Source organism: Kitasatospora purpeofusca (assembly GCF_000718025.1).
GTDB classification, from domain to species: Bacteria; Actinomycetota; Actinomycetes; order Streptomycetales; family Streptomycetaceae; genus Kitasatospora; species Kitasatospora purpeofusca.
In genome coordinates this window covers 1-14,347 of the sequence record NZ_JODS01000015.1, presented here as the reverse complement: position 1 = coordinate 14,347, position 14,347 = coordinate 1, and the positions used below count along the sequence as shown (strand labels likewise).

Sequence of the window (14,347 nt, the reverse complement as noted above, 5' to 3'; positions counted from 1 at the left end):
ACCCGAAGCCCCCCGCCCCGGGGAGTCCTCGTCAGCCGCCGGAGCACCGAGCCCACCGAGGCCCACGGAGGCCCACCGAGGCCCACGGGAGCCCTGGGAAGCCCTGGGAAACCCGCCGGATCCTCAAACCTCGGAGCGCCGGAACCGTCCCAGTGGGTCCCATCCGGTGGCCGACCGGCGCGGCCCGGGATTCCATGGGGAGGGCCCGGACCCCTGCTCAGGGAGGCAGTCGTGTACGAGATGTGGGCCGAGACCGATGCGGCGGAGGAGCCGTCGGGTCTGATGTGGCACGTGGTGTCGAAGGACGACGCGTCGACGGCGCTCTGCGGGCAGTTGCTGGAGCTGTCCCGCCGGGTCGTGCCGAACGGTATGGAGACACCCGTCGGGATGCCGGACCGCTACTGCGATCCGTGCCTGGTGTCGGTGCGCGAGACCATGGCGGCCGCCGACAACTGAGCGCGGGCCGGTGGGCGGAATCACCCGTCGACAACCCGTCCCCCTCCGGCTCCGCGGGCTGCCGGCGGTGCGCTCCGCCGGGGCCGCACCCAGAGGCCTGTGGTGTGGGAGCCGCCCGGTGGGGCAGGCGCCCGGCATGTTGGTGATCAGAGCGCCTGGGGTCTACGCACCCCAGGGAGACACGGAACTACTCATCGCCTGCGTGCGCCGTGAGCGTCTGGACGGCGCCAGCCGGGTGCTCGACCTCGGCACCGGGACCGGGGCGGTGGCCCTCGTCGCCGCCCGGTCCGGTGCCCGGGTGACGGCGGTGGACCTCTCCGCCCGCGCCGTCCTCACCGCCTGGCTGAACACCCGGCTGCACCGGAGGCGCGTCGAACTGCGTCACGGCGACCTCACCGGCCCGGTGGCCGGGCGGCGGTTCGACCTGGTCGCGTCCAACCCGCCGTACGTGCCCGCCGAGGGACCGGCCGGAACCCCTGGGCGGGGCCCGGCGCTGGCCTGGGACGCCGGGCGGGACGGGCGGCTCGTCCTCGACCGGCTCTGCCGCGAGGCGCCGCGGTTGCTGACCGACGGCGGCGTGCTGCTGGTCGTGCAGTCCTCGCTGGCGGGTGTCCCGGCGACCCTGGCCGCGCTGCGCGGCGCGGGCCTGCGCGCCGCCGTGGTCGCCCGCCGTCGGCAGGCCTTCGGGCCGGTGATGACGGCCCGGGCCGGGCTCTTCGAACGGCTGGGGCTGATCGGGGCGGGCGTGCGGGAGGAGGAACTGGTGGTGGTCCGCGGTGTCCGGACGCGCTGACGGTGACGCTGCCGGTCACGGCGCCGAGGGGTCGGCGCGGCCTCCTGTGCCGCGGTCGGTAGGACCGTCGGTGGGTCCGTCGGTGGGACCGTCGGCGCGGCCTCCGGTACGGGTGACGGTGCTGGCGGAGGGCCCGATCCTGGTGGAGGGTCCGGTGGAGGTGGTCGGCCCGGACGGCACGGTCCGGCTCTGCGAGCGCCCGGTGGTGGCGCTGTGCGCCTGCCGACGCAGTCGACGCCAGCCATTCTGCGACACCAGCCACCGCCGTCACGGCGCCCGTCGCGACCGCGACCGTTCCGGCGGACCGACCGGCTCCGGCGGGTCGGCCGGGTACGTCGGGCCGACCGGGTACGTCGGGCCGACCGGCTCCGGCCGGTCAGACGGCTCCGCCGGGTCCGTCGGGCAGGGCTGAGCGCAGCGAACTGCGGCCCGCCCGCCAGTGGTCCAGCAGGTGCGCGGCGAACCGCCCGTCGACCGCCGCGGCCGCCGCCATCCCGAAGGCGATGTCCCGGGCCAGCTCCGGTTCGGTCGCCGTCAGCTCGTCGATCACACCGCGCCGCACGAGTTGCTCGTGCACGGCGTCGGCCTCGATGTGTTCGCGGTAGAAGAGCGTGCCGTCCGGCCCCGCCCCCAGTCGTGCGAGGGCCGTGGCGAGCCTGGCCGCACCCGGCGGGGAGGTGATCTCGATCGCCGCGAACTGGCCGACGGCCGCACCGCGAAGCGACCGGTGCAGGCCGAACAGCGTCATCAGGTTGACCACCGCCAGCGCCGGCGCGGGCACCGCGTCCAGGTAGTGCCCGTACGACGGGTCCAGACCGAGGTCGGCCATCATCCGCGCGAACAGCAGCGCGTGCGCCCGTTCGGGCCGTCCGGCGCCGTACTCGTCGTAGGTGATGGTCATCAGCATCGCCTGGGCCGGACCGTGGATCCTCGGCAGCAGCCACAGCTGCGGGTCCGCCTCCTTGAGGTGGTAGACGGAGCGGTGCACCAGGTACTCCCTCGCCTGCCAGCGCTCGCCCTCGGTCAGGAGGTGGCTGGACGGGCCGCCGTCGCCCGTCGCGGTCAGCAGGTCTTCCACCAGCTCCGCGAGTGGTGGCACCGGCCCGGCCTCGGCCCGGACCGCGGCGAGGAACGGGCGTTCCAGGGACTGCCGGAACCCGAGCAGCCCGGTGTCCCACTCCCAGCCGGGGTCGACCCCGGGCAGACCGCGGTCGTGCAGTTCGTAGCAGAGGTGGAGCGCGAGTTGATGGTCCTCGCCCCAGGGGTCACCGCCCCCGGCCGGCCCCGGACGGGCGCTCCCTGGACGGCCGGCCCCGTCGGGAGGGCCGGCGGTGACCAGCTCCACCACCGCCGCGGAGAGCGGGCCCCGGGCGAGCCGCGCCAGCTGCCTCATCGTCCGTTCCTCCCTGCCGCGGATCGGCGCGCCGCCCGCGTCCGCCTTCGCACCGCGAGCCCCCGGGCCCGCGCCCCGGCCACGATCCGTCCTTGCTGCCTCATCCCGGCCACCTCGTCCCGTCGGCCTCCTGCTCCGTATGCGCGGTCCGGCCCCGCACCCACCGACCCGCACCCTCCGCACCGTCCGCCCGCACGGTCTGCGGGTGGGGCTGGTGGCGCGGGTGGCGCGGCGGTCACGGCGGCGGGCCGTCGCGGAGGGCGAACGCGTCGGTGGCACCGGTCAGTTCGAGAACGCGCCGGACGACCGGCCGGGGACGGGCGAGTTCGATCCGGCTGCCCTGCTCCCGCGCCCTGACAGCGGCGTCGAGCAGTTCGGACAGGCCGGTGGAGTCGCAGAACGCGAGGTCGCCGCAGTCGATCAGGACGACCGTGCCGGGCGCGGCGAGGGCGTGGTCGAGGGCCTCGCGCAGCCCGGCCACGGAGTCCAGGTCGAGTTCCCCGTGCAGGACCAGGACGGTGCCGCGGGCCCACGGTCGGGCGCGGGTGGTGAGTCCCACGGCCCGGTCCGGCGCGGTCACGCTGCCGACAGGGGGTGGTCGGGGCGGGTGGCGGGTCATGACGGGTGCTCCTGTTCGTCCGCGGTACCTGTCGGGAGGTCGGGGGGCGGCAGTCGCGAGTCGGTGGGCCGGACGTCGGACTCCGACCCTTCGGTGGTAGGACGGCGGGCGGCGGACGCCGCACCGGGCACAGCCGACGGCCTCCGGATTCCGCGGCGATCCGCGTCCGTCGTGCTTCCCGCCCCTCACAGCGCGGCTAACCGGGGTGAGGGGCGGGAAACATTGGGAGAGGTGCGGGTTGTCGGGGACGGGACGAGTACTTCCCCGGGTCAGCCGGAACAGCGGTCCCGGCGGGGGTCGGGGTCGGGCGGGTCGTCGTTCCAACCGGTCGCGTCGCGGTCGTCCAGCTCTTCCCGGAGGTGTGCCAGGGTGACCGAGAGCAGCCGGGACACGTGCATCTGCGAGACGCCGATCCGGTCGGCGATCTCCGACTGCGTCCGGTCCTCCCAGAACCGCAGTTCGAGCACCTTCTGCTCGCGCCTCGGCAGCCGCCCGAGCAGGGGACGGACGGCGGTACGGAACTCGGCCAGCTCGATGCCCGGGTCGCAGGATCCGAGCCGGTCCAGCAGGGCACTGCCGGACTCGTCGGTGTCCTCCTCGCGCAGCGCGTCGAGGGAGTCCGACCGGTGGACCCGGACGGCGATCAGCCCCTCGGCGACCTCCTCCGTGCTGAGGTCGAGCGCCTCCGCGATCTCCTCGGGGCGCGGCAGCCGGCCGAGCTCCTGCTCCAGCCGGTCCGAGCCGCGCGCGACCGCGAGGTAGCACTCCTGCATCCGTCGCGGCACCCGCACCGGCCAGGAGGTGTCCCGGAAGAACCGCTTGATCTCACCGGCGATGGTGGGGATGGCGTAGGTGACGAACTCGACGCCACGGCCCGGGTCGTAGCCGTCGACCGCCTTGATCAGGCCGACGGTGCCGACCTGGAGGATGTCGTCCATGTCCTCGGGGCGGTGACGGAAGCGCCCGGCGATGAACCGCACCAGTGGCATGTTGAGTTCGATGATGGTGCCACGCACATAGCTGTAGGCGTGCGATTCGCGGGCCAGCCCCGCGAGGCGGTCGAAGAGCGCGTCGCTCAGCTCACGCGCCTCGGTCTTGCCCATGGCCCGCAGCTGCGCCTCGGAGGGGCGCGGCGGCAGGTCCGCCGGCAGGTCGGTCGCCGCCACGGGCGGAGGCACGTCGGGGGGCGTGGGCGGCGTGGGGAGCGGAGCGGCTCTGTGGCCGGTTCTCAGGGTCGAGGTGAGCACGGTGGTTCTCCTGGGCAGCGGGACGGCCTCGGACCGCGAGAGGGGTGGGCGGGTTCGTCCGCGTGCTGCGGTCCCTCTTCCCGAAGACCTCTGCCCGGCTACTTCGGGCGACGGTCCAGGTGGCGCCCTGTCCGGGCGCGGGAACGGTCCGCGGTGCGGTTCGGCCGCTCCATTGGTCGTCCTACCCGGAACAGGGCTGTTCATTCCGTTTTCGACCGGTCCGCTGCCCCGGCGCGGGTGAATGCACGCCCGGCGTCACCCACTGCCGAACGTCGCCTGCTGTCGGGAGTCGACCGCTGTCCGGCCTCAACCGCCGTCCACCCGGTCCGGCCGCTCCGGCCGCCCCGGCCGCCCCGCGCGACGGGGGCGACGGGGGCGACGGGGGCGTCGGCGGACGAGGCGGACCAGGAGCAGCAGTACCGACGGCAGCCAGATCGCCGCGAAGGGTGCCAGCGCCGCCGCCGTGTGCACGCTGGCGCCGACCATCAGCAGCCCGAGCGACAGCGACGCCATGACCACCAGCACCGTCGCCGGCACCCGCGCGACGGAGTCCAGCACCCGGATCGGCAGCACGCACCGCATGGTCCGCAGCCGCCGGTCCAGGCCGCGGTCCGCCCGCAGGTCTCCCTCGATCTCCGCCAGGATGCAGCGTTCCCGGCTCGACAGGCCCGGTCCGTCCATCACCACCACCTCCGCACCACCGTGCTCCGGCCCCTCCGACACCGGGCGGGTGCCCAGGTCGCCGCACCGTCAATCCGGCCGACGGCGCACCGGCGCCACGGCACACCGGCGGGAGGCGGCGGGCGGGAGACAGGGCGCGAGGCGGGAGCCGGGATGCGAGGCGGGAGCCGGGATGCGAGGCGGCACAGCGGCCCCGGGTCAGAACCCCCCGTCGATCAGCAGCCGCGCGGCCACCTCCGCGCCGTCGGTGCGGATCCCGGCGGCCACGGCTGCGGCCCGCTCCCGGGTCCGCGGTGCCAGGACGGTCCGCAGCGCGGCGGCGAGGGACTCCGCGGTCGGAACGGTCGTGTCGTGCACCGCGCCGATGCCGAGCTCGGCGACCCGGGCGGCCCAGTACGGCTGGTCGACGATCTGCGGGACCACCAGCTGCGGCGCACCGGCCAGGGCGGCCGCCGTCGTGGTGCCCGCGCCGCCGTGGTGCACGACGGCGGAGACCCGGGCGAACAGCGCCTGGTGGTTCACCTCGCCGACCACGAAACAGTCGTCCGGGACGGCCGCCGCGGACCCGCTGCCCGCGCTGCCCGCTCCGGTCGCTCCGCCTTCGCCGCCCGACAGTTCCGCCCAGCCGCTGCCGACGACCACCCGGCGGCCGACCGCCCGGGCCTGCTCGACGGCCAGTCGGGCGACGTCCTCCGAACCACGCATCGGCATACTGCCGAAGCCCACGTACACCGGGGGCCCGCCCGCGTCCAGGAAGGCGGTCAGCCCGGCGGGCAGCGGACGCGGGTCCGGCAGCAGCCAGGCTCCGGTCTGCACCACGTCGAGTTCGGCGGGCAGCCGCCAAGGACCGAGGACCGGGTCGGTGGCCAGCCACGGCCGCCCGGTGAGGACGTGGTCGCGGACGTTCGCCACCGTCGGCAGGCCGACCGACACCCGGTGCGCGTCGACGGCCCCGCCGAACAGCGCGTTCATGCTCTCGACGTCCAGCTCCCACAGCTTCGCGTTGTCGGCCCCCTCGGGCGGCGCGGGGCGGCCCGGGTACCGGAACGGAGGGTGGTGCGGCGACGGCAGGACGGTCGGCTGCAGGCCCGCGTAGACGTACCCGGCACCCGCCTTCTCCGCCGCCGCCCTGGCACCGGCCGCGCTCGGGAACAGCCCGGTCGCGACGACCGCGCCGCCCGCCGCCTGCCCGAGGACCGCCTCGTAGGAGGCCGCCGTCAGCCGCGCCACCCGGGTGGGGAAGTCCGTCGGCGCCGACGCCGCACCGGTCACCAGGGGCCGCACCGCGTCGCCGACCGGCACCAGCGGTACGCCGAGCGCGGCCGACCTGGCCGCGAACTCCTCGTCCGGCGGCGCGCAGAGCCGTACGTCCGCGCCCAGCTCGCGCAACCGCACCGCGAGTCCCAGCAACGGCTCGACGTCCCCCCGCGACCCGTACGTCGACAGCACTACGCGCATCCCGCGCCCCCTCCACATCTGGCGTTCCGGTGCCTTTCCGGCTCCGGCGTCGGCTTCGACGGGTGATTCTCCGACGTCACCGGGGTCTTGCCGCAAGCCCCCCGGTCCGCTGTAGCTTGGCAGTGGTGATGATCATCGATCGGCTGCCACGCGCTGTGCCACGCTCGTGAGGCTCCGGCCGGGAGCGGAGGGTGTGTTGGGGCGGTATCGGATCCTGTTGCTGGACGCGGCGCCCGGGGACCTGCTCCGCGTGGAGCTGGAGCGCCTGCTCGGCCACGGCCTGGCGGTCACCCTGAACCTGCGGCGGGTCGCCGACCGGGCGGGCGCGCGGGCCACCTGGGGCGGGCGCGTGGGGTTCACCGACTTCGACCCCTTCGACGAGGCGGCCCTGATCGCCGAGACCCTCCGCGACGGCGGGCACCAGGCCGTCAAGTCCCGGGCCGGGGTGCCGTTGCGCGCCGCGTTCCTGGCCGCCACGGCCGGTGGCGCCGACGCTTCCGGGGCGGCCGGTGCTTGCGGAGCGGCCGGCGTTTCCGGGGTGGCCGCCGTTTCCGGGGCGGCCGGCACCGCGACCGGGGCGCTGCGGGTGATCGGCCGGGCCGGGGCGGGCACCGATCACGTCGACCTCGCCGCAGCCACCCGCCTCGGGGTCGCCGTCACCCACACGCCCGGGTCCAACGCCGACGCGGTCGCCGAGTTCGCCCTGGCCCAGCTGCTCGCCCTGACCCGGGACCTCGCGGGCCACAACACGGCCTCGCACCGGGGTGATTGGCGTAGTCCGGCGGCACCGGCCCGGGCGCTGTCCGAACTGACCCTCGGCATCCTCGGCCCGGGCCGGATCGGCCGAGCACTGGCCGGACGGGCCCGCGCCCTCGGCATGGCCGTCCAGGGCCTCGGCCGCACCCCGGCCGAGGGGGACGGCCGCACCCCGGCCGAGGGGGACGGCGTCCGGCGGGCGGACTCCCTGGCCGAACTGCTGGCGACCAGCGACGTGGTGTCCGTCCACCTGCCGCTCACCGCGCGGACCCGGGGGCTGGTCGGCCGCCGTGAGCTGGCGCTGCTGCGGCCGGGGGCGATCCTGCTGAACACCGCCCGGGGCGGGATCGTCGACGAGCGGGCCCTGGCCGACGCCCTGCGGGATCCCGGGCACCCGCTCGCGGCGGCGGCCGTCGACACCTTCGAGCACGAGCACGCCGCGTTCGACTCACCGCTGTTCGGACTCCCGAACGCCCTGCTGACGCCGCACGTCGCGGGAATGACCCGCAGCGCGATGGCCGAGGCCGCCGTCCGCTGCGCCGACCACATCGCCGCGCTGCTGTACGGGCGTCCGGACGGCGTGCCGGTGGCGAACGGCTGGCGGCTGACGGCTGACGGCTGGCGGCTGGCGGCTGGCGGACCGTCGGTCCCGACCCTGCCGTTCGGCAGGGTGGGAGCGCCCGGGTGGGCTCGGTAATTGTGCCGATCGGCACATGTGCGGGTGGGGGTGCCGCGACCAGGATTGGGGGCATCGAGAGGGCGGCCGACCGGGCCGCCGGGGAGGGAGACCCACCGTGTTCCGCATTCGTACCAGCATTCGTACCCGTAACCGTGCCGCCGTCCGGACCGCCCGGGCGACCGCTGCCGCCGGGCTGGCCCTCGCGGCGCTCACGGGCGTCGCACCGGCCTCCGCCGACGCCCTGTCCGTCCCCGGGTCGGACAGCTCCGTACCCGACGGCCGGGACGGCCGGGCCGAGCGACCGGCCAGCGTCAGCGGCAAGGCCCGGGTCTCGTACGCCTTCTCCCCGGACGACGAGATCTGGTTCACCGTCGACGCCCGGGCGAAGCCGTACTCCCGCCCGCTCCCGGGCACCAAGGCGCCCGACGGACTGCCCACCGACGCCGTCGGCACGGTCCGCTACTCGCACCGCGTGGCCGCCACCGGCGTGGTCTACAGCGCCGAGGCCGCGGTGGACTGCCTGAGCACCGGCGGCCCGGTCGCCACCCTGACCGCCGTCGTCACCACCTCGGACACCGGGAACGCCAACGAGAGGATCGGTCTGAGCATCTACCGGGGCAGCGGCCGCGACGGCGCCCGCCTCGGCTTCTCCTGGGGCGTGGCCAATCTCGACATGGGTCCCGACCAGAAGCCCTACCAGCCGGTGGTCGGCACCTGCATGGCCCCGGCCCCGTTCGCCCCGGTGATACGGGGCGGCTTCACCGTCCACCACGTGGAACTGGAGGCCCCGAAGGCGCCCGGCCGGTAGGGCACGGTCCGCCCGGTCGCCGGGGCGTGGCCCGCCCGACGGACACCGTGCGGACGCCGGCCGATCTCCCGGCCGAGCGTCCGCACGGAGAACCCACCGGGCGGGTCCGGGGTCAGGGCGCGGTGATGCCCGGCTGGGCACCGGCACCGAAGGACCAGCCCTCGACCTCGCCCGGGGCCGGGTTGTAGGAGCCGGCACCGAGGTTGCTGTAGGACCACGGGCCGCCGTGCGCGGCGTGCCAGTACGACCAGTAGGCGGTGCCGGTCGGGTTAGTGCAGGTCGTCGGCAGGGTGTTGATCTTGCAGACGAAGCCCGGGAAGCGCGGGTGGAAGGCGTAGGAGAAACCGGCGCCGGTCAGGGCGGCGAGGCCGCTGGCCGGGTCCCCAGGGGCGCAGCCGGTCTCGATGCCGCCACCGAGGGCGGTGAAGTCGACGACGACGGTGACCCCGGAGCAGGCGGCGGCCCGGGCCGGCGGGGCGGTCGCGGTGGAGACACCGAGCAGGCCGGCGGTGAGGGCCGCGGCGGCGGCGAAGGCGCCGAGGGTACGGCGGGCGGGACGGGCGGAGGTGGTCATGGGGGTGCTCCTCGGGTGCGGCGGACGGCGGTGCGGGGTCACGGGCGGGCGACCGTCAGGGGCGCGCGGCCGGGGCCGGGCAGGCCAGGGTGGGGGCGGACGGGCGGGCGCCGTGGGCGCTGAGGCCGGCGAGGCCCTGACCGGAGAGGCCGAGGACGGCCTGAGCGGTGGCACGGGCGGCGTTGGCGGGGTTGAAGCCGCTCGCGTCGTAGGCGACGGCGCCGCGCACGGCGGGATCGGCCGAGCAGCCCTGCTGGAGCTTCACCAGGCTGCTCCAGCCCTTGAGGCCGCTGACGAACCGGCCGCCGGGGAGCAGGGCGGCGGTGGCCAGGCCGGTGCTGTTGGCGTTGGAGGCGGTGGCACCGGCCGCGGCGAAACCGCCGTCGGTGTTCTGGTGGGCCGTCAGCCAGTCCAGGCCGGCCTTGGCCTTGGCGCTGCGGCCGGTGGCGGCGAGGGCCTGGGCCGCGAGTGCGGTGGCGTCGGTGTCGGCGGTGCAGGTGGCCTGCCCGAAGGCGACCGGGAAGCCGCCGTCGGCGCACTGGGAGGCGGCCAGGAAGTCGACGGCGGAGGCCGGGGCCCCGCCGGGGGTGCGCTGGAGGGCGATCAGGGCGAGGGACTGGCCGAAGGCGTTGCTGTAATCGCCCCACTGGGAGCGGTCGGAGAATCGGCCGCTCGGCGTCAGGAGGGAGCGCAGCCGGGCGGGCAGGTCGACGCCGCCGAAGGCCGACGGGGCGGTGCCGCGCACCTCGGCGGCCAGCAGGAGCTTGGCGGTGGCACCGGCGTAGGCCTCGGTGGTGCCGTCGCCGAGGTAGCCGCTCAGGATCTCGGGCCGGGCGAGCCAGGCGGTGGCGCGGGCGGCGGCCTGGTCGGCGCTGCCGGCGGCGGCGAAGGCGAGCACGGCGTCGATGGTGAGGCCCTGGTCGGGGTAGGCGGTGCCGTCGAAGACCGACTCGAAGTGGTCGCCGTTGACGAGCTGGCGGGCCAGCCAGCCGGCCGCGGCGGCGTCCGGGCGGTAGGTGGTGGCGTCACCGGAGGCCGAGGAGACCGAGGAGGCCGGGGCGGTGGGGGCCGGGGCCGGGGTGGCGGCCTGGGCGGCGGTGGCGGCCGGGAGGGTGGCGGTCAGGGCCAGCGCGGATATCGCGAGCAGACGGAGCGGGCGGCGGCGGAGCGCGGAGGCGGACATGCGAGGCCTTTCCGGGCCTGGGCGCACGGGCGGCCACCGGCGACCGTGCGGGGCGAGCTGCCCGACGGCTCCGGGAGCCCCTGGCCGCAGACCACGACGGGAGGAGGGGACACACACCTCCGCCGACGGGTACTCGGGCTCGCCGCCGACTGCCGTCGGCGGCCTACCGTTGCGGGTCAGCGCCGGAATTCGACCGGACTTCCCCCGACGGCGGAGTCAGAACATGACGGCTCATGATGTCGGCTCGGCTGAGAGAGGGTCAAGGCCGGTTCGGGGTCGGACCGCCGGGGGTGCGGGGCACCGGTCCGGTCGTGCACGGCGCGCGGCGCGCGGCACGCGGCGGCCCGGTGAGGACAGGGACCCGCCCGACCGCCGCAGGGATGCGGCGGCCGGGCGGGAGACCGGGGCGGACGGGGTCCGGGCTTCGGGGTCGAGAGCCCTGGTGCGGACCCCGGGGCAGCCGCCTCCGGTCAGCAGGTGCCGGCCGCGCGCTCGCGCACGACCAGATCGGTGCGGCCCGCCGTGGCGTCCAGCCAGACCACCCGGGTCCCCCGGTCGGCCACCGGGGAGTACTGGCCGCCCCGGTTGCAGGACATCCGCTCGGGGGTGCCGCCGGTGAGCGGGAGCTGCCAGAGCTTGGGCAGGTCGGTGTTCCTGGTCTCCCCCCGCGCGGCCTCGGCGAAGGTGACCGCCCGGTCGGAGGCGGTGAGGCCGGTGATCCGGCGCGGCTCGGTGCCGGTGCCGGGCCGGGGACCGGCGGGCAGGAGGTCGGTCGCTCCGGAGCCGTCCAGCGCGCCGGAGCGGATCGTGCTGCCCTTCGTCCGGTCGAAGGGCGTCTCCACCCACAGCAGTCGGCCGCCGGCCAGTCGGAGGCTGCCGACCGCGGTCTCGCCGGCGGCGTGCGCGTCGTCCACCACGTACTGGGCGACGACCTTGCCGGCGGCGAGCGAGTAGACGGTCGGCGCACTCACGGTCCGCTCACCGACCTCCCAGCTCTCGGTCCAGGCGAGCAGGCCGTCGTGGAAGGCCAGCCCGGCGGCCCGGTGGCCCTCCGGCAGCGCGATCGGCACCACCGGAGCCCCGGCGTGGGAGAGCACCGGCCCACTGCGGCCGGTCGCGTGGTCCGTCAGCAGGAAGGCGACATCACCGCCGGAGACCCGGACGTCGGCGACGAACCGGTTCGCGCCGGGGTGGACGCTGCGCACCGGCCCACCGTTGAGCGGCCGGGCCAGCACCTCCATGCCCCAGTTGCCGTCGGCCCCCGGTCCCATCGCCACCCAGGCAGCGGTCGTGCCGTCGGTGGCGGGCCAGCCGTGCGAGCGGCCGTCCTCCGGGCTGAGCCGGACGGGCTCGGCGGAGCCGGTGACGGCGCCCGTGTGGACGGCCATGCTGCCCTTGGCGCCCTTGTCCGCGGTGGCCGCCACCCAGCGGCCGGCGGCGACATCCGGTGCCACGCTCTCGGTGGAGAGTTCGCGCAGCAGCGGGCGGCTGTCCACGCCGATCCGGCGCTGCCAGCCTTCCTTGATCCCGTGGGCGTCGAAGGCCCCGGCCACGGTGCGGAGTTGGGCGCGGTCGAGGCCGAGCGCGCGGCCCGCGGCGAGCACCGCGTTGCGGGCGTCGACGAAGTCGTCCAGCGGGGTGAGGTACTCGGCGAGCGCGCGGTAGACCAGGCGGTCGGCGAGCAGCGGGTCGAGGGTGCGCCGGATGTCCCACAACGCGCCGGAGACGATGGTGGAGTTGATGTGGATGCCGCCGCTGTCGACCCCGGCGGGCGCCCCGACGTAGTCCGCGACGGTGGTGCGGCGGTCGTCCAGCCGGCGGCCGGCGCAGGCCTCGGGGGTGCCGGTGCGGCAGAGGTCCTCGCCGAGCAGCGCCGCCCTGGGGTCGGTCATCGGGATGCCTCGGCCGGTCACCTCGATGGCGTTGCCGAAGTAGTCGGCGACGGCCTCGTTGAGGGCACCGGACTGGCCGAGGTCGACGAAGTCCGCGGTGTACTTGACGACGCCGTGCGTCATCTCGTGGCCGGCCACGTCGCGTGCGACGGCGAACGGGCGGAACTTGGCGCTGCCGCCCCCGTAGACCATCTTCGTGCCGTCCCAGTAGGCGTTGTCCATGGGCGCGCCGTTGCTGGTGACGTTGACGACGGAGACGATCGGTCCGGCCTTGCCGTCGATCCCTTCGCGGCCCAGGCGGTCGCGGTAGAAGTCGTAGACGGCGGCGGCGTTGAGGTGGGCGTCGGTGGCGCCGCTGGTGCCGGTGGCGGCCGGGAAGTCGGTGGTCGCCGAGGCGGCCGGGAGGACGTCGGCGGGCAGTCGGCGGAAGTCCTGCTCGTCCCGGCCGGCCGCGTCGTAGGTGGTGACGGTGGCGGGGTGGGTGAGGTCGACGAGCTGGTAGGTGCCGTCCGGGAGTCGGCCGATGTTCACCCGGGCGGGGCGGCCGAGGGCGTCGGGCGCGGTGCCGGTGGCGGGTTCGAGGGCCGGGGCGGCGGCTGCCGCGTCAGTGGATGCCGCGGCGGCCGGGGCGTCGAGCGGGTACGGGGCGCGCACCTGGTAGGAGAGCGCGACCTCACCGACCGAGGCGTCCACGAACACCTCCTGCGCCTTCGTCGCCCAGGCCACCGGGTCGCTCCCGCGCACCGTGAAGTGTCGGGCGAGCCGGCCGGAGCCGCCGGGCAGCACCACCAGGCCGTGGTCCTCGGCCGTCGCGCCGGCCCGGGCCGCCCCGTCCTGGACCGCGCCGATCGCGAGCTGTCGCAGTGCCTCGTCCGGCACGGTCTGCGCGGTCGGTGCGGTGAGCCCGGTGAAGTACTTGCCGCCGGCCGACTCGACCCGCTGCCCGGCGCCCTCGCCGACCAGGTGGACCAGGTACCTGGCCCCGAAGACGGGTATGCCGCCGTGCCGCTGCTCGAACCGGACGGTGCGCCGGCCGTCGGCGGCACGCTCGACACCGGCCTCGGCGAGCTGCGCGGGGTCGACCCGGTAGCGGTCCTGATGGGCGGCCAGGTGGGCGCGGGCCGCCTCGGCCGGGTTGTCGCCGGGGGCCGCCTCGGCGAGGCCGGTGACCAACTGCGGAGCGGCGGTGTCCGACCCGGCGACCAGCCCGGGCACCGGGTCGGCCTCGGCGGACGGCCCCCCGGCCGGTCCGGCGAACGCGGGCGGCACAGCCACGCCGAGGCCGAGCACGGCGGCGATCGCGACGCCGAGCAGCTTGGGTCCGGGTGTACGGGAACGGTGATGCACTGCGGTCCTCCCAGGGGAAGCGGCGGGCCTGACGGCATGCCAGGCCATGCACGGACGGCGGACGCCCGCCCCCACGGCTCGTCCGTTCTCCGGAGCCGGCGGTCCGTCCTGCGGATCAACATAGGCCATCTCTCTGCATATGTCGATCGACTGCATATACAGACCGACCGAAGCCCCGCACCCGACCGGAAACCCCCACCCACCACCCCACCCCACCAGGGCAATTGACCCGCCACCCGAAACCCCGAACCCCTGACGTCTACATCAAAGTAGACGAATTAGGGCGGCCTTAGTAAGGTTCACCTAATCTTCCCGGCCGCCGTCCGCACCTCGGCCGCAAGGCCACCGACCATGCCCCCGACCCTGACCGCTGGAGCCCGCATGTCCGCCCGTCGTTCCACCGCAGCCACTCTGCTCACCCTCGCCGTGGCGAGCGCCGCGCTGGCCGGCTGCTCGCAGAA

The 14,347-nt window shown here is 75.8% G+C and carries 13 protein-coding genes and 1 riboswitch; of the genes, 5 read left to right on the top strand and 8 right to left on the bottom strand.

From position 1 onward, the window contains the following. The first annotated feature begins 231 nt into the window (after nt 1–231). The 3 genes from IF01_RS0121550 (at nt 232) to IF01_RS45020 (ending at nt 1,661) form a co-directional block, all read left to right on the top strand. The gene (locus tag IF01_RS0121550) at nt 232–456 is read left to right on the top strand and encodes a hypothetical protein (protein WP_030395117.1); all 225 of its coding nucleotides are present in this window, start codon (nt 232–234) and stop codon (nt 454–456) included. Nucleotides 457–592: 136 nt separating this feature from the next. Further along, entirely contained in the window at nt 593–1,249 is a 657-nt protein-coding gene (locus IF01_RS0121545; RefSeq protein WP_030395116.1) for a HemK2/MTQ2 family protein methyltransferase, read from the top strand. Continuing rightward, nucleotides 1,233–1,661 (top strand): CDGSH iron-sulfur domain-containing protein, encoded by a 429-nt coding sequence (locus IF01_RS45020; protein ID WP_375340991.1) that lies wholly within the window; start codon nt 1,233–1,235, stop codon nt 1,659–1,661. The genes IF01_RS0121545 and IF01_RS45020 overlap by 17 nt, the downstream gene beginning before the upstream one ends. Here the strand turns inward: IF01_RS45020 and IF01_RS0121535 are convergent. From IF01_RS0121535 to IF01_RS0121515, 5 genes are all read right to left on the bottom strand, one after another. Continuing rightward, nucleotides 1,626–2,642 (bottom strand): iron-containing redox enzyme family protein, encoded by a 1,017-nt coding sequence (locus IF01_RS0121535; protein WP_030395115.1) that lies wholly within the window; start codon nt 2,640–2,642, stop codon nt 1,626–1,628. The two genes, IF01_RS45020 and IF01_RS0121535, sit on opposite strands and share 36 nt — an antisense overlap. 235 nt (nt 2,643–2,877) lie before the next feature. Then, a complete protein-coding gene (locus IF01_RS0121530) occupies nt 2,878–3,261 on the bottom strand; it encodes an STAS domain-containing protein (protein ID WP_051740285.1) in 384 nt (127 codons plus the stop codon). 269 nt (nt 3,262–3,530) lie between these two features. Further along, nucleotides 3,531–4,427 (bottom strand): SigB/SigF/SigG family RNA polymerase sigma factor, encoded by an 897-nt coding sequence (locus tag IF01_RS0121525; protein ID WP_051755839.1) that lies wholly within the window; start codon nt 4,425–4,427, stop codon nt 3,531–3,533. A gap of 387 nt (nt 4,428–4,814) precedes the next feature. After that, nucleotides 4,815–5,189, bottom strand: coding sequence for a hypothetical protein (locus IF01_RS0121520; RefSeq protein WP_030395112.1), 375 nt, complete (start codon nt 5,187–5,189; stop codon nt 4,815–4,817). 198 nt (nt 5,190–5,387) lie between these two features. Beyond that, nucleotides 5,388–6,647 (bottom strand): glycosyltransferase, encoded by a 1,260-nt coding sequence (locus IF01_RS0121515; protein WP_030395111.1) that lies wholly within the window; start codon nt 6,645–6,647, stop codon nt 5,388–5,390. A 193-nt stretch (nt 6,648–6,840) separates the two neighbouring features. On the opposite strand from IF01_RS0121515, the gene IF01_RS0121510 reads away from it, so the two are divergent. Continuing rightward, nucleotides 6,841–8,100 (top strand): NAD(P)-dependent oxidoreductase, encoded by a 1,260-nt coding sequence (locus tag IF01_RS0121510; RefSeq protein WP_279617272.1) that lies wholly within the window; start codon nt 6,841–6,843, stop codon nt 8,098–8,100. Nucleotides 8,101–8,197: 97 nt separating this feature from the next. Further along, complete coding sequence (locus tag IF01_RS0121505; protein ID WP_233290016.1) at nt 8,198–8,890, top strand: hypothetical protein; 693 nt, start codon at nt 8,198–8,200, stop codon at nt 8,888–8,890. A gap of 112 nt (nt 8,891–9,002) precedes the next feature. On the opposite strand, the gene IF01_RS0121500 is transcribed toward IF01_RS0121505, so the two are convergent. From IF01_RS0121500 to IF01_RS0121490, 3 genes are all read right to left on the bottom strand, one after another. Continuing rightward, nucleotides 9,003–9,464 (bottom strand): SCO2322-related protein, encoded by a 462-nt coding sequence (locus tag IF01_RS0121500; protein WP_030395108.1) that lies wholly within the window; start codon nt 9,462–9,464, stop codon nt 9,003–9,005. A gap of 55 nt (nt 9,465–9,519) precedes the next feature. Next, a complete protein-coding gene (locus tag IF01_RS51085; protein WP_051755837.1) occupies nt 9,520–10,647 on the bottom strand; it encodes a prenyltransferase/squalene oxidase repeat-containing protein in 1,128 nt (375 codons plus the stop codon). Between the two features lie 107 nt (nt 10,648–10,754). Continuing rightward, nucleotides 10,755–10,874: riboswitch (cobalamin riboswitch) on the bottom strand. A gap of 243 nt (nt 10,875–11,117) precedes the next feature. Next, nucleotides 11,118–13,886, bottom strand: coding sequence for a M4 family metallopeptidase (locus IF01_RS0121490; protein ID WP_051755835.1), 2,769 nt, complete (start codon nt 13,884–13,886; stop codon nt 11,118–11,120). Between the last annotated feature and the right edge of the window lie 461 nt (nt 13,887–14,347).